Below are 16,936 nucleotides of genomic sequence, written 5' to 3' on the forward strand. Positions count from 1 at the left end.
GGCGTGGGCGTCCGGCAGCGGCCAGTAGTTCAGGCTTTCCAGGCTACTGCGCGCGATCTCCAGGATCTCGGCGCGGTTGGGCCGGCGGTCGCGCAGCGCCTCCAGGTAGTACTCCAGGCTGGCCATGGCGTCGGCCAGGGTGTCCAGCTGGCGGCCGCTGGGCACGCGCCGGCGCCCGATCAGCTCGGTCAGGATGTAGCGGCGCACGCCTTCCAGGTAATCGGCCGGCTCGCCCAGCTCGAGCATGCGCAGCGCGCCGGCCACTTCCTCCAGCAGGCGCGGCACCGATTCCAGCCGGGCATGGTCCCAGTTGGTCTCGATGAAGGCGACGAAGTCCTCGCGCGCGGCGGCGAAGTTGGCCAGCGCCTCGTGCGCCAGCACCTCCACCGTGCGCCGGGCCTCGGCCGCGGCGGCATCCTCCGCGCCCTCCTCGCCCGCGCCCAGGCTGGCAACCTGGTCGTCGAGGGTGGCGTCCACGTAGAGCAGCGCGCCGGCGATGTCCAGCAGCGCGCCCTCGCTCGCCGGCGCGTTGCCGGCGGCGATGGCCTGCAGCGCGTCGCGCTGCTGCAGCACCACGTCGCGGGCCACGCCCAGGCCGAGCATGCCCAGGGTGTCGGCCACCCGGGTCAGGTCGGCGGCCTGCGGCTGCAGCGCGGCGACGTCGCCGCCGGTGCGCAGGTGCAGGTCCAGCGCGTCCTTCACCCGCAGCAATTCCTCCTTGACCACCCCGCCGACGGTGTTGAGCAGGTCGCGGTTGCGGCCGGCCAGGCTGCCGCGGGCGTGGTCCAGCTCGGCCTCGCTGGGCATCTGCGCGTCCAGGTCGAACGCGCGGCGCAGTTCATCCAGCGCCGGGTGCGGCGTGCGCGCGTAGGCGACCGCGTACAGCAGCTGGCGGGTCGGCTCCTGGGTCGACACGCCGCGCGAGGCGGCCGGCAGGGCCTCGTTCTCGCTGGCCTGCTGCAACGCGCGCAGCGCGGCGGCGAAGGCGCCGCGCAGGTTCTCGTTGCCGGCCAGGGCGCCGTCGCGCAGCGCGGCGGTCACCGAGGACAGCACCCACAGCATGCGCCGGGTGGTCTCGTGGCTGGCGTTGCGCAGCAGTTCGGCGGTCGCCTCGGCCAGCATCGCGGTGTCGCCGGGGGCGCCGTTCTCCGGCCACGCCAGCATCGCTTCCTGGAAACGGCGCAGGGCGGCGGCGACCAGGTCCTGGCGCTGCGCCCACGGCAGCGCGGAGGGCGCCGGCAGCTGCGCCGGCAGCGGCGCGCTCAGGTCCGGGGCGAACAGCACGCTCTCGTTGAGTCCGGCGGCACCGCGCGCGGCGCGGATGTCGTTGAGCAGCGGCAGCAGCACGATCGGGATGTCGCGATGGCCGTTCTGCAGGCGCTCCAGGTAGTCGGGCAGCAGCACGGTGCCGCGCATCAGGGTGGCGCAGGCCTCGTCGCGGTCGTTGGCCGCGCCCTGCTGCAGGGCCTGGGCCAGCAGCTCCATCTCCTCGGCGACCATCGCCGGGGCGTACAGCTCGACCATCCGCAGCGTGCCCTGCACCTGGTGCAGGTAGCCGGCGCAGAAGCGCATGCGGCTGCTGTCGGAGGGGTTCTCGACGAACGCCTCGATCTCCCCGCGCGCCTGGCGCAGGGTCTCGTCCAGCTCGGGCTTGACCCAGCCGAGTACGGCGTGGCTCATCGCGTCGCGCAGCGCACTCATGCCTGCCCCCATGCCGCCGGGCAGCCAAGGCGCGGATACCGGGCCATCTTCATTCCATCATCCCCCGTCAGGCCCATCTGATCAGCCAGGCAGCTTGAAGTCGGCGACCGAGCGGCGCAGGTCGGCAGCCAGCTGCGCCAGGTGTCCGATCGATTCGGCCGTCTGGCCCGCGCCCCGCGAAGTCTGGGCGGAAATCTGGCGGACCACTTCCATGGTCTTGGTGATGTCGGCGGCCGCGCCGGCCTGCTGCTGGGCGGCGACCGAGATGTTCTTGATCAGCTCGTTCAGGGCGTTGGACACGCGCTCGATCTCGGTCAGCGCGGTACCGGCGTCCTCGGCCAGGCGGGCACCGGACACCACCTCGGCGGTGGTCTGCTCCATCGAGCTGACCGCCTCGTTGGTGTCGGCCTGGATCGCCTGGACCAGGCCTTCGATTCGCCGGGTCGCGTTGGAGGTGCGTTCCGCCAGGCGCTGCACTTCGTCCGCCACCACCGCGAAGCCGCGGCCCGTCTCGCCCGCCGCGGCCGCCTGCACGGCCGCGTTGAGCGCCAGGATGTTGGTCTGCTCGGAAATGTCGTTGATCAGTTCCACGATCGAGCCGATCTCCTGGGACGACTCGCCCAGGCGCTTGATGCGCTTGGAGGTCTCCTGGATCTGGTCGCGGATCTGGTCCATGCCGTTGATGGTCTCGCGCACCACGCCGGCGCCCTCGGCCGCGATGACCACCGAGCGCTGCGCCACTTCCGCCGATTCGGTGGAGTTGCGCGACACCTGCTCGATGCTGGCCGCGATTTCAGCGATGCGCTGGGAGGCGGCGTTGATCTGCTCGGCCTGGTGGTTGGACGCCTCGGCCAGCTGCAGCGCGGTGGCCTGGGTCTCCTGGGACGAGGCCGCGACCTGCACCGAGGTGTCGTTGATCGTGGTCACCAGGTTGCGCAGCTCGTCCACCGCGTAGTTGATCGCGTCCGCGATCGCGCCGGTCATGTCCTCGGTCACCGAGGCCTTCACCGTCAGGTCGCCTTCACCCAGCGAGCTGATTTCGTCCAGCAGCCGCATGATCGCCTGCTGGTTGCGGCTGTTGAACTCCACCTGGGCCTGGTAGCGCAGCTCCTGCTCGCGCTGGCGGTTGCGCACCGAGCTCCACACGAAGCCGATCAGCGACAGCAGCGCCAGCACGCCGGAAACCACGCCGATCCAGAAGTTCGGGAACACGCGGGTGTCGCGGGCCGAACCGAAGGCGGCGAACGCCTCGAACACGCGCTTGCTGTCCTCCAGCATCTGCGACGAGCCGGCCACCAGGCTGGCGGCCGCGGTCTGCGCGGCGAACAGGTTGCGCGAGCTGGCCAGGATCGCCTCGACGTCCTTGCGCATCTCGTTCCACTGTTCCTGCGACTGCTGCAGGGCGGCCTGGGCGGCGGGGTTGCGGACCTGGGCGATGCCCAGTTCCTCGTTGCCCTCCATCAGGCCGGTCAGCACCTGGGTGAACACCACCGCGTCGCGGGCCAGGGCGTCGCCGGCGGCGCTGGCGCCGGGACCGCCGGCGCGGATCTCGGTGACGCGGCGGGCCATGGTGCCGGCGACCACGACCTGCTGCAGGGCATTGAACACCTGCGCGGCGGGCGCGCCGCCGGCGGTCATCGCGCGCACCACCTCGTTCAGCTGCGCCTGCAGCTGCGGCACGCGGCCGACGAAGCGGTCGGCGTTGCCGGCCAGGGCCAGCACCGCCTCCTCGGACTCAAGGATCTGCGCCGATTGCCGGGCCAGCGGGTTCCAGGTGCGGCCCAGCTGCTGCAGCGGCGCGGCCACGCCCGGCTCGCCGCCGAAGCGCTGCTGCAGCCCGCTCACCGTGCTGACGATGCGGGTGCGGGTCTGGCGGAAGGCGGTGAACGCCTCGGCGTTGCCGCCGACCGCGTCGCGGCCCTGGTTGGCAAGCTGCTGCGAGAGCACCTGCAGGTCGGCCGCGCCGGTGCTGGCGCCGGCCAGCCGGCTGCCCTGGTAGGTCGCCACACCGGTGTTGGTGGCGAACACCACCACCGACAGCACCAGCAGGACCAGCCAGAACCCGGTGCTCACGCCACCCAGGCGGCTGGTCTTCGGGGATTCCGGTGCAGTGCTCATTCGCGTATTGCCTCGATCGGATTCTTGGAGGGGCCGCCGCTCACGCCGCGGCCTGCCTGAATTCAGGGGTACGGGCCAGCCTGGACAGGGAGAACACCGCCCAGTCCGCGCCCTCGCTGTGGAACGCGCGCTCGACGAAGTGGGCGTAGCGGCCGCGGGCCAGCGGCGCCGGGTCGATTGCCTGGTCCTCGCTGAAGGCGCGCTGGCCGTACAGCTCGTCGATAGTCAGCGCCACGTCGCCGCCCTGCTGGCGCATGACCAGCACGCGCTGGCCCTCGTGCAGGACGGTGCGCTCGCCTTCCAGGAACAGCTTCAGGTCGATGACCGGGAACAGGTTGCCGCGCAGGTTGCCGATGCCCAGCAGCCACGGCTGCGCGCCGGGGACGGGCGTCACCGGCGGCATCGGCATGATCTCGACCACCTCGCCGAACTGCGACACCAGCCGCTGCCGGCCGATGCGGTAGCCGACGCCGCGCCAGGTCTCCGGGCCCAGCTCGCGCGCCGGCAGCTGCACCGCGTGCGCCAGGCTGCGGCGCTCGTAGTCGGAAAGGATGTCGAACGGAGTGCGCATCAGGCCGCGCCCACCAGCTGGTTGATGCGCGCCATCAGGTCCTCTTCGCGCGGCGGCTTGACCACGTAGTCCACCGCGCCTTGGCGCATGGCCCAGGCGCGGTCGGTCTCCATGCTCTTGGTGCTGACGATCAGCACCGGGATCTTGCTGGTGGCCTCGTCGCGGCTGAGCGCGCGGGTGGCCTGGAAACCACTCATGCCCGGAAGCACCACGTCCATCAGTACGAGGTCGGGCAGCTGCTTGCGTGCCAGTTCAAGTCCGTCCTCGGCGTTGGTCGCGAGCAGGACCTGGTGTCCGCCGCGCTCCAGCCACTGGGTGAAGACGGCACGATCGGTCGGCGAATCTTCGATCAGCAGGATTCGAGCCATGTTTTGCCTGCCCCCCGGTCAGGCGTTGACGTACGTACGGATTGCCCCGAGCAGTTCTTCCCGCGTGAATGGCTTGGTGAGGTATTGCTCGGAGCCGACGATGCGGCCGCGCGCCTTGTCGAACAGGCCGTCCTTGGAGGACAGCATGATCACCGGCGTCGACTTGAACTTCTGGTTGCCCTTGATCAGCGCGCAGGTCTGATAGCCGTCGAGCCGCGGCATCATGATGTCGACGAAGATGATCTGCGGCTGCTGGTCGGCGATCTTGGCCAGCGCCTCGAAGCCGTCGCTGGCCGTGACCACCTCGCAGCCCTCGCGCTTGAGCAGGGTCTCGGCGGTGCGGCGGATGGTCTTTGAGTCGTCGATGACCAGTACCCGCAGGCCACCCAATGCCCCGGCTGGGGCCGTGTTGTCAGTCATTACCCTGGTTCCCCTTGCGCGCGGCGCTTCTTCATTCCCGGCACCGCTGCTTGGGTGTCTATATCCCAGTACCGGGAAAACCTGTCAAGCCCGGCGTGGGTTTGTGCACCTGCGTCACCGGCGCGGCGCGACCGCCGGCACGCCGCGCGGGCCGGGGCCGCCCGGGCCGGTCGCGGCCGCGGACGATGGGCTAACATCACCGGCCTGCCTTCCCTACGTGTGCGGCCCGCCCCAATGCCCCTGGACGTCGTCGTGGTGATGGACCCGATCGGGTCGATCAAGATCGCCAAGGACACCACCTTCGCCATGCTCCTGGAGGCGCAGCGGCGCGGCCACCGCCTGCACTACGTCCGCCCCGGCGGGCTGGGCCTGCGCGACGGCCGCGCCGTGGCCACCGCCGCCCCGCTGCGGGTGCGCGACGACAAGGCCGGCTGGTACGAGCTGGGCGATTACGCCGAGCTGGCCTTCGGCCCCGGCCAGGTGGTGCTGATGCGCAAGGACCCGCCGTTCGACGGCGAGTACCTCTATGACACCCACATCCTGGACATCGCCCGGGCGGCCGGGGCGGAGGTGGTGAACAACCCGCAGGGCCTGCGCGACTTCAACGAGAAGCTTGCCGCCCAGCTGTTCCCGCAGTGCTGCCCGCCGACCCGGATCAGCCGCGACCCGGCCGCGCTGAAGGCCTTCGCCGCCGAACACGGCCGGGTGGTGCTCAAGCCGCTGGACGGCATGGGCGGGCGCTCGATCTTCCTCAGCCAGGCCGGCGATCCCAACCTGAACGTGATCCTGGAGACGCTGACCGAGGGCGGGCGCAAGCTGGCCCTGGCCCAGCGCTACATCCCGGAGATCACCGACGGCGACAAGCGCATCCTGCTGGTCGACGGGGTGCCGGTGGACTATTGCCTGGCTCGGATCCCGCAGGGCGACGAGTTCCGCGGCAACCTGGCCGCCGGCGGCCGCGGCGTGGGCCGCCCGCTGTCCGAGCGCGACCGCTGGATCGCCGCCCAGGTCGGCCCGGAGATGCGCCGCCGCGGCATGCGCTTCGTCGGCCTGGACGTGATCGGCGACTACCTGACCGAGGTCAACGTCACCAGCCCCACCTGCGTGCGCGAGCTGGACGCGCAGTTCGGCCTGAACATCGCCGGGCTGCTGTTCGACGCCATCGAGGCCGGGCCGGCGGCATGAGCACGGCCCAGGTGGCACCGCCGCGGATCGGGGAGCGGCAGCGCCTGAGCGCCACCCTGGTGCTGTCGGCGCTGGTCCACGGGATCCTGATCCTGGGCCTGGGCTTCGCCTTCCGCGGCGAGGCCCCGCTGGTGCCGACCCTGGACGTGATCTTCAGCAACACCAGCACCGAGCTGACCCCGGAACAGGCCGACTTCCTGGCCCAGGCCAACAACCGTGGTGGCGGCGAGCACGACCGTGCGCAGCGCCCGCGCGACAGCCAGGCCGGCGCGGTGCCACGGGCCGAGCCGGGCGAGGCGCCGCTGCCGCGGCAGCGCCAGGACCCGGCGCCGGCCCCGGAGACCCAGGCCCGGGTGGTGGCCAGCCGCCGCGGCGAGGACGCGGTGCCCGAGCCGCAGCCGCGCGAGCAGGCCGATACCCTGCCCCCGGCCAGCCCGGCCAAGGCCGCGCGCGACGCGGAGATGGCGCGGCTGGCGGCCGAGGTCTACCTGCGCTCGGAGCTGTACGCCAAGCGCCCGACCCGCAAGTTCGTCTCCGCCAGCACCCGCGAGTACGCCTACGCCAACTACCTGCGCGCCTGGGTGGACCGCGCCGAGCGCATCGGCAACCTCAACTATCCGGACGAGGCCCGGCGCCGCCGCCTCGGCGGCCAGGTGGTGATCAGCGTCGGCGTGCGCCGCGACGGCACGGTGGAAAGCACCCGCATCCTGCGCTCCAGCGGTACCCCGCTGCTGGACGCCTCGGCCGAGCGCATCGTGCGCCTGGCCGAACCGTTCCCGCCGCTGCCGGACACCAACGACGGGGTCGACGTGCTGCACGTTACCCGCACCTGGGTGTTCAAGCCCGGCGGCGAGCTGCACACCGAGTAAGCCGCCACCCGCCCGCCAAGCGGGAAAACGCCGGCCCATGGCCGGCGTTCCCGGGTGCACCGCGGGGCGGGCGGCTCAGTCGCCCTGCCACTGCCCCAGCGCGGCCAGGCCATTGGCCCTGGCCCTGGCATAGACCAGGTCCTGGGCCTTGCGCAGGTTGTTCTCCATGTCCCGCGCCCACAGCTGCAGCGCGGCCTGCTGCATGGCCCGGCCGTAGGAGAAGCTGAGGGTCCACGGGTTGGGGCCAAGCCGGTTCATCGCGTCCAGGTGCGCGGTGGCGCGCTCGTCGTCCTGGCCGCCGGACAGGAACACGATGCCCGGCAGGATCGCCGGCACCGTGGTCTTCAGGCACATCAGGGTGGACTCGGCCACTTCCTGCACGTCGGCCTGCTCCGGGCAGTCCTTGCCGGAAATGACCATCGAGGCCTTCAGGATCGTGCCTTCCAGCAGCACGTTCTGGTCGTACAGCGAGCCGAACAGGGAGCGCAGCACGGCCTCGGTGACCTCGTAGCAGGTCTCGATGTCGTGGCCGCCGTCCATCAGCACCTCCGGCTCGACCACCGGCACCAGGCCCTGCTCCTGGCACAGCGCCGCATAGCGCGCCAGGGCGTGGGCGTTGACGTCGATGCAGGTGCCGGTGGGGATGTCCTCGCCGATGGTGATCACCGCGCGCCACTTGGCGAAACGCGCGCCCAGCCGGTAGTACTCCTGCAGGCGCTCGCGCAGGCCGTCCAGGCCCTCGGTCACCAGCTCGCCGGGGTAGCCGGCCAGCGGCACGGTGCCCTTGTCGACCTTGATGCCCGGCAGGATGCCCTGCCCGGCCATGTACTGCGGGAACGGCACGCCGTCGCCGGTGGCCTGGCGGATGGTCTCGTCGTACAGGATCGCGCCGGAGATGTGCTCGGACAGCTTCGGCGTGGTGAGCAGCAGCTCGCGGTAGGCGCGGCGGTTCTCCCCGGTGTTGTCGATCCCAACCGCGGCGAAGCGCTTGCCGATGGTCGCGGTGGACTCGTCGATGGCGATGATGCCCTTGCCCGGGGCGACGAGCGCCTGCGCGGTTTCGGCCAGCTGTTCGATGCTCATGGGGGGTCCTGCGCGGGGAACGGGGGCCGTGAAGTATAGCCGCCGCCCTCGCCACGCCCCGTGCAGCCCGGCGCGCCGGCAAGGCCCGCAAACAGGACGGGCGCCCGCAGGCGCCCGTCCGTCGCGACAGGTTCCGGCCGACCCTTACAGGTCGCCCAGGCCGCTGGCGCGGCCGTCGGGCCCGACTTCCAGCAGGCGCAGGGTATTGGTCGCGCCGTGGGTTTCCATGTGCTCGCCGGAGGTGAACACCACGCGGTCGCCGCCGGCCAGCATGCCGGCGTCGACCAGCACGCGGATGCTGCCGCGCGCGGCCTCGCGCGGGGTCAGGCCGCGGCTGTCGAAGTTGATCGGGAACACGTCGCGCATCAGCGCCATGCGCCGGCGCGCGCCGTCGTGGCGGGTGATGGCGTAGATCGGGGCCTTGGCGCGGAAGCGCGACAGGTAGCGCGGGGTGCCGCCGGACTCGGTCATGGCCACGATCGCGCGCACGCCGATGTGCTCGGACAGGAACATGGTGGCCATGGCGATGGCCTGGTCGGCGCGCTCCAGGTTGCGCTGGGCCTTGCTGAAGTCGGTCTCGGTCTGGAACTGGCGCTCGGCGCCCAGGCAGATCCGGGCCATCGCCTCCACCGCCTTGACCGGGTAGGCACCGGCGGCGGTCTCGGCCGACAGCATCACCGCGTCGGTGCCGTCGATCACCGCGTTGGCCACGTCCAGCACCTCGGCGCGGGTCGGGATCGGGCTCTCGACCATCGACTGCAGCATCTGGGTGGCGGTGATCACCACGCGGTTGCGCGCCAGCGACTCGCGGATGATCTTCTTCTGCAGGCCCGGCAGCTCGGCGTCGCCGATCTCCACGCCCAGGTCGCCGCGGGCGACCATGACCACGTCGGAGGCCTCGATGATCTCGGCCAGGTTCTCGATCGCCTCGGTGCGCTCGATCTTGGACACCAGCGCCGCGTCGGAGCCGTGCTCGCGGGCGATGCGGCGGGCCTCGTTCATGTCCTCGGCGTTGCGGCAGAAGGACACGGCGATGAAGTCCACGCCGATCTTGGCGGCCACGCCGATCAGCTCGCGGTCGCGGTCGGTCAGCGCGCCCAGGGACAGGCCGCCACCCTGCTTGTTCAGGCCCTTGCGGTCGGACAGCACGCCGTCGTTGAGCACCGTGCAGACGATGCGGGTGCCCTGCACCTGCTCCACGCGCAGCTGCATCAGGCCGTCGTCCAGCAGCAGCACGTCGCCGGGCTTCACGTCGCCGGGCAGGCCCAGGTAGCTGACGCCGACCTGGGTGGCGTCGCCGGCCGGGAAGTCGGCCTCGGCCACCAGATCGAAGCGGTCGCCGGCCTTGAGGTTGACCTTGCCGGTGGCGAAGCGCTCGATGCGGATCTTCGGACCCGGCAGGTCGGCCAGGATGCCGACCTCGGCGCCGACCTTCTGCGCGGCGATGCGGACCTCGGCGGCGCGCTTGGCCTGGCCGGAGGGATCGCCGTGGGAGAAGTTCAGCCGCACGACGTTGACGCCCGCGCGGAACAGCGCCTCGAGGACCCCCGGCGGGTCGGTGGCCGGTCCGAGGGTGGCAAGGATCTTGGTGCGGCGCAGGCGGTCGGTCATCTTGGCAGGGGCTTCCGAAAAGGCAGGGAAAACTATCACAAAGGGCGCACCCGACGGCAGCGCTGTCAATGGCGCAAATCCACATGGGGCAAGGATTTCCCGGCGCATGTCACATACGCCGGAGAATGGGACGCAGCGTGTTGGTACCGCTACCATCCACAGCATCGCATAATCGGGGTGTACCCGCCCATCCCCGCCCCGCGGAGGAGCGGCACAACCGTTGCCCGATCCCAGGAAACGACATGACCAGCACCGACACCTCTTCCCCGTCCCGCCTGCAGCAGCTGCGCGAACTGTCCGTGGTGGTGGCCGACACCGGCGACTACGACGCCATCGCCCGGCTCAAGCCGGTGGACTGCACCACCAACCCCACCCTGGTGAAGAAGGCCCTGGACCTACCGGTCTACGCCGGGCTGATCGAGCGCGAGCTGGAATGGGCCCGCGCCCAGGGCGCGCCCGGCAAGGCCGTGGTCGACGAGGTCGCCGACCGCCTGACCGTGGGCGTGGGCGCGATGCTCAGCGAGCTGATCCCGGGCCGGGTCTCGACCGAGGTCGACGCCGACCTGGCGCACGACACCGCCGCCACCGTGGCCAAGGCGCGCAAGTTCATCCAGATGTATGCCGAGCGCGGCATCCCGCGCGAGAAGGTGCTGATCAAGGTCGCCGCCACCTGGGAAGGCGTGGAGGCCGCGCGCCAGCTGCAGGCCGAGGGCATCGACTGCAACCTGACCCTGATCTTCAACCCGACCCAGGCCCTGGCCTGCGCCGAGGCCGGCGCGTTCCTGATCTCGCCCTTCGTCGGCCGCATCCTCGACTGGTACAAGGCCCGCGGCCAGGTGCCGGCGAGCATCGACGAGGACCCGGGCGTGAAGTTCGTGCGCGGCGTGTACAACGAGTTCAAGAAGCGCGGCCACGCCACCGTGGTGATGGGCGCCTCGTTCCGCTCGGTGGACCAGGTGCTGGCCCTGGCCGGCTGCGACCGCCTGACCATCTCGCCGGACCTGCTCGAGCAGCTGGCCAGCTCCACCGGCGTGGTGGAGCGCAAGCTGTCGCCGCTGCCGCGCGAGGACCGCGCCGTGGCCCCGGTCACCGCCGAGAGCTTCGCCGCCGACCTGGCCGCCGATGCCATGGCCTCGGAGAAGCTGGCCGAAGGCATCGCCGCCTTCGCCAAGGACCTGGACGCCCTGCGCGCCGACATCGGCGCCCGCCTGGGCGCCTGATCGCCACGGCGGCCCTGCCGCCCCCGGCCCGAACCGGAAAGGCCGCCCCAGGGCGGCCTTTTTCCTTGGGTGCATCGGGCTGCACGACCGCGGTGGCGCCACGGAGGCACGGCCGGTCGGAGCCGCGCCTGGACGCCGCGCCATGCCCATGCCCGCCCGGAACGGCAGCCCCTCCCAAGCCGGCTGCCCGCGCTTGCCGTCGTCCGCGGGCGGCACCGCTCAGATCGGGCAGGACACTCCCGTCCCGCCCAGCCCGCAATAACCGTTCGGGTTCTTGGACAGGTACTGCTGGTGCAGGTCCTCGGCGTAGTAGAACGGCGGCGCCGGGTACAGCAGCTCGGTGGTGACCGGCGGATAGCCGGCTGCCGCCAGCGACGCCTGGTAGGCCTCGAGGCTGGCCTGCGCCGCCGCGTGCTGGGCGGCGGTATGGCTGTGGATGGCCGAGCGGTACTGGGTGCCGACGTCGTTGCCCTGGCGCATGCCCTGGGTCGGGTCGTGGCTTTCCCAGAACAGCTTCAGCAAGTTGGCGAAGTCCACCCGGGCCGGGTCGTAGACCACCCGCACCACCTCGGCATGCCCGGTGCGGCCGGAGCAGACCTCCTCGTAGGTGGGGTTGGGCGTGCCGCCGCCGGCATAGCCGACCGCGGTGGTGAACACCCCCGGCACCTGCCAGAACTTGCGCTCGGCGCCCCAGAAGCAGCCCATGCCGAACTCCACCTGCTCCATGCCGGGGAACTCGCCGCGCAGCGGGCGGCCGTGGACGTGGTGGACGTTGTGCAACGGCAGCGGGTCCGGGCGGCCCGGCAGCAGGTCCTCCGGGCGCGGCATGCGTTGCTTCCAGGCACCGATGCCAAGCAGGGATTCCAGGCTCATGGGGTCTCCTTCAGGCCGGCAGCAGGCCGGGGTCGGCCTCCGGGATGGGGTCCTCCGGGTCGGCCCGCAAGCCGGCGGCGCGCAACGCTGCATCGGCCAGGGGCAGCGAGGAGTCGGGCACGCATACCCGCAGCACCCCGAACAGGGGCAGCTCCCCGGCCGCGCCCAGCAGGTTCTCGCCGAAGACGAAGGCCGGGATCCCGGCGTCCTCCAGCACGTGCCGGGCCAGGTGGGCGTCGATCAGGTTATGGGCGCGGTAGGCGACCTGCATGGGGGCTCCCGGGGGATGGGCTGGCCCCGAGCATACGCCCGGCCGGTCCGGCGGCCCTGAACGGCCGCGGCACCGCGGCCCGGGGACCGCGGTGCTCGGCTAAACTTGCGGTTTGCCTTCGCAGCCCCCGCCACGATGTCCGAAGCCACCACGCCCGCCACCGAAGCCGTTCCCGAGAAGCGCGACTTCATCCGCCAGATCGTCCGCGAGGACCTGGCCAGCGGCAAGCACACCGCGATCAAGACCCGCTTCCCGCCCGAGCCCAACGGCTACCTGCACATCGGCCATGCCAAGGCGATCTGCCTGGACTTCGGCATCGCCGCCGAGTTCGGCGGGCGCTGCAACCTGCGCTTCGACGACACCAACCCGGCCAAGGAAGACCCCGAGTTCGTGCGTGCCATCCAGGACGACGTGCGCTGGCTGGGCTTCGAATGGGCCAGCCTGCGCCATGCCTCGGACTACTTCGAGGTCTACTACCTGGCCGCGGAGAAGCTGATCAAGGACGGCAAGGCCTACGTCTGCGACCTGTCGCCGGAGGAAGTGCGCGCCTACCGCGGCACCCTGACCGAGCCGGGCCGCGAGTCGCCGTACCGCAACCGCAGCGTCGAGGAGAACCTGGACCTGTTCCGGCGCATGCGCGCCGGCGAGTTCCCGGACGGCAGCCGCACCCTGCGCGCCAGGATCGACATGGCCAGCGGCAACATCAACATGCGCGACCCGGCGCTGTACCGGATCAAGCACGTCGAACACCAGAACACCGGCAACGCCTGGCCGATCTACCCGATGTACGACTTCGCCCATTCCCTGGGCGACGCCATCGAGGGCATCACCCACTCCCTGTGCACCCTGGAGTTCGAGGACCACCGTCCGCTGTACGACTGGTGCGTGGACAACGTCGACCTGGCCGGGCACCCGGAGCTGCTGGAGCCGCTGAAGGCCAAGGGCCTGCCGATCGAGGCCGCCAAGCCGCGCCAGATCGAGTTCTCGCGCCTGAACATCAACTACACGGTGATGAGCAAGCGCAAGCTGACCCAGCTGGTCGCCGAAGGCCTGGTCGACGGCTGGGACGACCCGCGCATGTACACCCTGCAGGGACTGCGCCGGCGCGGGTACACCCCGGCCGCGCTGCGCCTGCTGGTGGACCGCGTCGGCATCTCCAAGCAGAACTCGGTGATCGACTTCTCGGTGCTCGAAGGCTGCCTGCGCGAGGACCTGGACGCCACCGCGCCGCGGCGCATGGCGGTGATCGACCCGCTGAAGCTGGTGCTGACCAACCTGGCGGAAGACCACGAGGAGTCGCTCAGCTTCCCGAACCACCCGAAGGACGAGGCGCAGGGCCAGCGCCAGGTGCCGTTCTCGCGCGAGCTGTGGATCGAGCGCGAGGACTTCGCCGAGGTCCCGCCCAAGGGCTGGAAGCGCCTGGTCCCCGGCGGCGAGGCCCGCCTGCGCGGCGCCGGCATCGTGCGCATCGACGAAGTGGTCAAGGACGAGGCGGGCAACGTGATCGAGCTGCGCGGCTGGCTGGACCCGGAATCGCGCCCGGGCATGGAAGGCGCCAATCGCAAGGTCAAGGGCACCATCCACTGGGTCTCGGCCAGGCATGCCGTGGCCGCGGAGATCCGCCTGTACGACCGCCTGTTCCTGGTCGAGAAGCCGGACGACGAATCCGACGGCAAGACCTACCGCGACCACCTCAACCCGGACTCGAAGAAGATCGTCCGCGGCTGGGTGGAACCGGCCGCCGCCGGGGCTGCGCCGGAGCAGTCGTTCCAGTTCGAGCGCACCGGCTACTTCGTCGCCGACCGCTACGACCACCGCGCCGACGCGCCGGTGTTCAACCGCAGCGTGACCCTGCGCGACACCTGGGCCGGCTGACCCACCCCTGACCCGTCGCGTGGCCGGCCGCGGCCGGCCACGCCCGATCCGCGATGTCGCCACCCGCCCCCCATCCGCGCACGCACCCGGGCCTGGCCGGGGGCGTGGCCAGCGGCGTGGCCGCCGGCGCGCTGTGGGGCCTGGTGTTCCTGGCGCCGCAGCTGCTGCCGGACTTCGGCGCGCTGCAGCAGTCGGTGGCGCGCTACCTGGCCTACGGCGTGCTCGCCCTGGCCCTGCTCGTACCGCGATGGCGCCGCGCCACCGCGCCGCTGGGCAAGGCGGAATGGCGCGCGCTGGTCGCGCTGAGCCTGCTGGGCAACCTCCTCTATTTCGTGCTGCTGGCCAGCGCCATCCACGCCGCCGGCGGCGCCGCGACCGCGCTGATCGTGGGCCTGGTGCCGGTGGTGGTCACCGTGGCCGGCGTGCGCCGCCACCATGCGAGCGGCCCGCGCCTGCGCGCGCTGGCCGGCCCCTGCGTGCTGTCGGTGCTGGGCATGGCCCTGGTGGCCGTCGATGCGGTGCGCGCCGGACGCGGGCTCAGCAGCGATGCCGCCAGCAGCATCGGCGGGCTGGCCTGCGCGGTCGGCGCGCTGGTGTCGTGGTCGGCGTACTCGGTCGGCAACGCACGCTGGCTGGAGCGGCGTCCGGACATCTCCAGCCGCGACTGGTCGCTGCTGACCGGCGTGGCCACCGGCGGCCTGGCCCTGCTGCTGGCGCCGCTGGCGCTGCTGTGGGATGCATCCGCGCACGAGCCGGGCGCCTGGCTGCGCCTGCTGGGAATCTCCTCCGCGCTGGCCCTGTTCGCCTCGGTGGTCGGCAACGCGTTCTGGAACGCGGCCAGCCGCCGCCTGCCACTGAGCCTGGCCGGGCAGATGATCGTGTTCGAAACCCTGTTCGCCCTGCTCTACGGCTTCCTGTGGGAATGGCGCCTGCCCGGGCTGCTGGAAATCGCGGCCATCGCCTGCCTGCTGGCCGGGGTGCTGTGGTGCGCGGCGCTGCACGCACCGGCGCAGGCGCCCGCGCACGCCGGTTAGCCGCGGCCGGGGGCGGCCGATACACTGCACGATTCCCCCGTACTTCCCAGGAACACCATGCTGCACGCCCAGGTCCACCTCACCCTCCCGGTCTGGATCCACGAAGCCTTCGATCCGGCCGCCGTTTTCGCCACGGACGAGGAGAAGGTGGCGCTGGCGATCGAGCTGTCGCGCCGCAACGTCCAGGCGCGCAGCGGCGGGCCGTTCGGCGCGGTGGTGTTCGGGCCGGATCACCGGGTGATCGCGGCCGGCGTGAACCGCGTGGTGCCGCACACCACCTCGCTGGCGCATGCCGAGAACATGGCCTACATGCTGGCGCAGCAGAAGCTGCAGACCCCGCGCCTCAACGACGTGCTCTCGCCGGTGACCCTGGCCACCTCCTCGCAGCCGTGCTGCCAGTGCTACGGCGCCACCATCTGGGCCGGGATCGACCGCCTGCTGATCGGCGCCCGCGCCGAGGACGTGATGGAACTGACCGAGTTCGACGAGGGCCCGCTGCCGGCGGACTGGACCGGCGAGCTGGAGCGCCGCGGCATCGCGGTGGCGCGCGACATCCTGCGCGGGCAGGCGCGCGAGGTGTTGCGCGCCTACGGCGAGAGCGGCGGCGACAAGTACTGATGCGATCCACGCAGATGCCGGAGGCCACCCGATGAACGGACTGCTCGGCTACTGCCGCCAGGGCTTCGAGCCGGAACTGGCCGCCGAGCTGGGCGAGCGTGCCGCGGCCGCCGACATCCCCGGCTACGCCCGCGCCGGCCGCGACGACGGCTACGTGCTGTTCGTCACCGGCGACGCGGCCGACGCGCGCGCGCTGGAGCGCGCCCTGCCGTTCCGCGAGCTGGTGTTCGCGCGGCAGAAGCTGCGCCTGCTGGCCGAGCTGCGCGGGATCGATCCGAAGGACCGGCTGGCGCCGCTGCTGGCGGCGTTGCCGGAGGGCCTGCGCGTGGGCGATGCCTGGGTCGAGCATCCGGATTCGGACGCCGGCAAGCCGCTCTCCGGCCTGGCACGCAGCTTCGGCAACGCGCTACGCCCGGCGCTGCGCAAGGCCGGCGTGCTCGGCGCGAAGGAAGACCCGCGCCTGCCGCGTCTGCACGTGTGCTTCCTGGCCGGCGACCACCTGCTGCTGGCCCTGGCCGACCCGCGCGACAGCGCGCCCTGGCCGCTGGGCATCCCGCGGCTGAAGCTGCATCCGGAAGCGCCCTCGCGCTCGGCGCTGAAGCTGGAGGAGGCCTTTCTGGTCCTGCTGGGCGAAAGCGAGCGCGAGCGCCTGCTGCGTCCCGGCATGACCGCGGCCGACCTCGGCGCCGCGCCCGGCGGCTGGACCTGGGTACTCACCCGCCACCACCTGCGCGTGACCTCGGTCGACAACGGCCCGCTGCGCCAGCACGTGCTGGACACCGGCCTGGTCGAGCACCTGCGCGCCGACGGCTTCCACTGGAAACCGGCCCAGCCGCTGGACTGGATGGTGTGCGACATGGTCGAGCAGCCCAGCCGGGTGGCCGCGCGCATGGCGCAGTGGTTCGCCGAAGGCTGGTGCCGGCAGGCGGTGTTCAACCTCAAGCTGCCGATGAAGAAGCGCTGGCAGGAAACCCGGCTGTGCCTGGACCTGTTCGCGGCCCAGGCCGGACGCCCGCTCACCATCCGCGCGCGCCAGCTGTACCACGACCGCGAGGAGATCACGGTCCTGGCGATGCCCGCCGGCTGAGCCGGCGGCCCGTGCCCGCCGCCATCCGTGGC

At 71.8% G+C, this 16,936-nt stretch carries 16 protein-coding genes; 7 read left to right on the forward strand and 9 right to left on the reverse strand.

The window, feature by feature from the left end; genetic code table 11:
• From B351_RS17995 to pilG, 5 genes are all read right to left on the reverse strand, one after another.
• Window positions 1-1,701 (reverse strand): Hpt domain-containing protein (locus B351_RS17995; RefSeq protein ID WP_039731217.1); only part of this gene is annotated, 1,701 nt, incomplete at its 3' end.
• 81 nt (window positions 1,702-1,782) lie between these two features.
• A complete protein-coding gene (locus tag B351_RS0108595) occupies window positions 1,783-3,819 on the reverse strand; it encodes a methyl-accepting chemotaxis protein (RefSeq protein ID WP_019398631.1) in 2,037 nt (678 codons plus the stop codon).
• Window positions 3,820-3,859: 40 nt separating this feature from the next.
• Window positions 3,860-4,390: a chemotaxis protein CheW gene (locus B351_RS0108600; protein ID WP_019398632.1), complete on the reverse strand. Its 531-nt coding sequence runs from the start codon at window positions 4,388-4,390 to the stop codon at window positions 3,860-3,862.
• The gene (locus tag B351_RS0108605; RefSeq protein ID WP_019398633.1) at window positions 4,390-4,758 is read right to left on the reverse strand and encodes a PleD family two-component system response regulator; all 369 of its coding nucleotides are present in this window, start codon (window positions 4,756-4,758) and stop codon (window positions 4,390-4,392) included. Before B351_RS0108605 ends, B351_RS0108600 begins: the two co-directional genes overlap by 1 nt.
• An 18-nt stretch (window positions 4,759-4,776) precedes the next feature.
• Window positions 4,777-5,178, reverse strand: a complete 402-nt coding sequence (gene pilG, locus B351_RS0108610) for a twitching motility response regulator PilG (protein WP_013536059.1) — start codon at window positions 5,176-5,178, stop codon at window positions 4,777-4,779.
• Between the two features lie 234 nt (window positions 5,179-5,412).
• On the opposite strand from pilG, the gene gshB reads away from it, so the two are divergent.
• Complete coding sequence (gene gshB / locus B351_RS0108615) at window positions 5,413-6,363, forward strand: glutathione synthase (protein ID WP_019398635.1); 951 nt, start codon at window positions 5,413-5,415, stop codon at window positions 6,361-6,363.
• Window positions 6,360-7,232, forward strand: coding sequence for an energy transducer TonB (locus tag B351_RS0108620; protein ID WP_019398636.1), 873 nt, complete (start codon window positions 6,360-6,362; stop codon window positions 7,230-7,232). Before gshB ends, B351_RS0108620 begins: the two co-directional genes overlap by 4 nt.
• Window positions 7,233-7,307: 75 nt before the next feature.
• Here the strand turns inward: B351_RS0108620 and B351_RS0108625 are convergent, their stop codons facing one another.
• Together B351_RS0108625 and pyk are read right to left on the reverse strand one after the other, a co-directional pair.
• Window positions 7,308-8,315, reverse strand: a complete 1,008-nt coding sequence (locus B351_RS0108625) for a class I fructose-bisphosphate aldolase (RefSeq protein ID WP_019398637.1) — start codon at window positions 8,313-8,315, stop codon at window positions 7,308-7,310.
• 144 nt (window positions 8,316-8,459) lie between these two features.
• Window positions 8,460-9,926 (reverse strand): pyruvate kinase, encoded by a 1,467-nt coding sequence (gene pyk / locus B351_RS0108630; protein ID WP_019398638.1) that lies wholly within the window; start codon window positions 9,924-9,926, stop codon window positions 8,460-8,462.
• Window positions 9,927-10,168: 242 nt separating this feature from the next.
• Between pyk and B351_RS0108635 the strand changes: the two genes are divergently transcribed.
• Window positions 10,169-11,146 (forward strand): transaldolase, encoded by a 978-nt coding sequence (locus B351_RS0108635; RefSeq protein ID WP_019398639.1) that lies wholly within the window; start codon window positions 10,169-10,171, stop codon window positions 11,144-11,146.
• Window positions 11,147-11,365: 219 nt separating this feature from the next.
• Here B351_RS0108635 and msrA read toward each other — a convergent pair whose 3' ends face one another.
• Together msrA and B351_RS0108645 are read right to left on the reverse strand one after the other, a co-directional pair.
• Window positions 11,366-12,004 (reverse strand): peptide-methionine (S)-S-oxide reductase MsrA, encoded by a 639-nt coding sequence (gene msrA, locus B351_RS0108640; protein WP_026010520.1) that lies wholly within the window; start codon window positions 12,002-12,004, stop codon window positions 11,366-11,368.
• 25 nt (window positions 12,005-12,029) lie between these two features.
• Window positions 12,030-12,290: a DUF2007 domain-containing protein gene (locus B351_RS0108645; RefSeq protein ID WP_019398641.1), complete on the reverse strand. Its 261-nt coding sequence runs from the start codon at window positions 12,288-12,290 to the stop codon at window positions 12,030-12,032.
• Window positions 12,291-12,425: 135 nt separating this feature from the next.
• Here B351_RS0108645 and B351_RS0108650 point away from each other — a divergent pair, with 135 nt between their 5' ends.
• Genes B351_RS0108650 through rlmM form a run of 4 tightly spaced genes read left to right on the forward strand, consistent with a single transcriptional unit; the run spans window position 12,426 to window position 16,904 of the window.
• A complete protein-coding gene (locus B351_RS0108650) occupies window positions 12,426-14,165 on the forward strand; it encodes a glutamine--tRNA ligase/YqeY domain fusion protein (protein ID WP_019398642.1) in 1,740 nt (579 codons plus the stop codon).
• 53 nt (window positions 14,166-14,218) lie between these two features.
• Window positions 14,219-15,199 carry a DMT family transporter gene (locus B351_RS0108655; protein ID WP_050992163.1) on the forward strand — a complete coding sequence of 327 codons (981 nt, stop codon included), beginning with the start codon at window positions 14,219-14,221 and terminating at the stop codon, window positions 15,197-15,199.
• 57 nt (window positions 15,200-15,256) lie between these two features.
• Window positions 15,257-15,817 (forward strand): nucleoside deaminase, encoded by a 561-nt coding sequence (locus B351_RS0108660; protein WP_019398644.1) that lies wholly within the window; start codon window positions 15,257-15,259, stop codon window positions 15,815-15,817.
• 31 nt (window positions 15,818-15,848) lie between these two features.
• Window positions 15,849-16,904 carry a 23S rRNA (cytidine(2498)-2'-O)-methyltransferase RlmM gene (gene rlmM, locus B351_RS0108665; protein WP_019398645.1) on the forward strand — a complete coding sequence of 352 codons (1,056 nt, stop codon included), beginning with the start codon at window positions 15,849-15,851 and terminating at the stop codon, window positions 16,902-16,904.
• Window positions 16,905-16,936: the final 32 nt, after the last annotated feature.

Origin of the sequence: Pseudoxanthomonas sp. GW2, from assembly GCF_000283075.1 — a bacterium.
Classification (GTDB): domain Bacteria; phylum Pseudomonadota; class Gammaproteobacteria; order Xanthomonadales; family Xanthomonadaceae; genus Pseudoxanthomonas.

Bases quoted from the DNA above. Each gene is read 5' to 3' on its own strand.
- B351_RS0108595 (WP_019398631.1), bottom strand. From the start codon at position 3,819: ATGAGCACTGCACCGGAATCCCCGAAGACCAGCCGCCTGGGTGGCGTG.
- B351_RS0108600 (WP_019398632.1), bottom strand. From the start codon at position 4,390: ATGCGCACTCCGTTCGACATCCTTTCCGACTACGAGCGCCGCAGCCTG.
- B351_RS0108605 (WP_019398633.1), bottom strand. From the start codon at position 4,758: ATGGCTCGAATCCTGCTGATCGAAGATTCGCCGACCGATCGTGCCGTC.
- pilG (WP_013536059.1), bottom strand. From the start codon at position 5,178: ATGACTGACAACACGGCCCCAGCCGGGGCATTGGGTGGCCTGCGGGTA.
- gshB (WP_019398635.1), top strand. From the start codon at position 5,413: ATGCCCCTGGACGTCGTCGTGGTGATGGACCCGATCGGGTCGATCAAG.
- B351_RS0108620 (WP_019398636.1), top strand. From the start codon at position 6,360: ATGAGCACGGCCCAGGTGGCACCGCCGCGGATCGGGGAGCGGCAGCGC.
- B351_RS0108625 (WP_019398637.1), bottom strand. From the start codon at position 8,315: ATGAGCATCGAACAGCTGGCCGAAACCGCGCAGGCGCTCGTCGCCCCG.
- pyk (WP_019398638.1), bottom strand. From the start codon at position 9,926: ATGACCGACCGCCTGCGCCGCACCAAGATCCTTGCCACCCTCGGACCG.
- B351_RS0108635 (WP_019398639.1), top strand. From the start codon at position 10,169: ATGACCAGCACCGACACCTCTTCCCCGTCCCGCCTGCAGCAGCTGCGC.
- B351_RS0108645 (WP_019398641.1), bottom strand. From the start codon at position 12,290: ATGCAGGTCGCCTACCGCGCCCATAACCTGATCGACGCCCACCTGGCC.
- B351_RS0108650 (WP_019398642.1), top strand. From the start codon at position 12,426: ATGTCCGAAGCCACCACGCCCGCCACCGAAGCCGTTCCCGAGAAGCGC.
- B351_RS0108655 (WP_050992163.1), top strand. From the start codon at position 14,219: ATGTCGCCACCCGCCCCCCATCCGCGCACGCACCCGGGCCTGGCCGGG.
- B351_RS0108660 (WP_019398644.1), top strand. From the start codon at position 15,257: ATGCTGCACGCCCAGGTCCACCTCACCCTCCCGGTCTGGATCCACGAA.
- rlmM (WP_019398645.1), top strand. From the start codon at position 15,849: ATGAACGGACTGCTCGGCTACTGCCGCCAGGGCTTCGAGCCGGAACTG.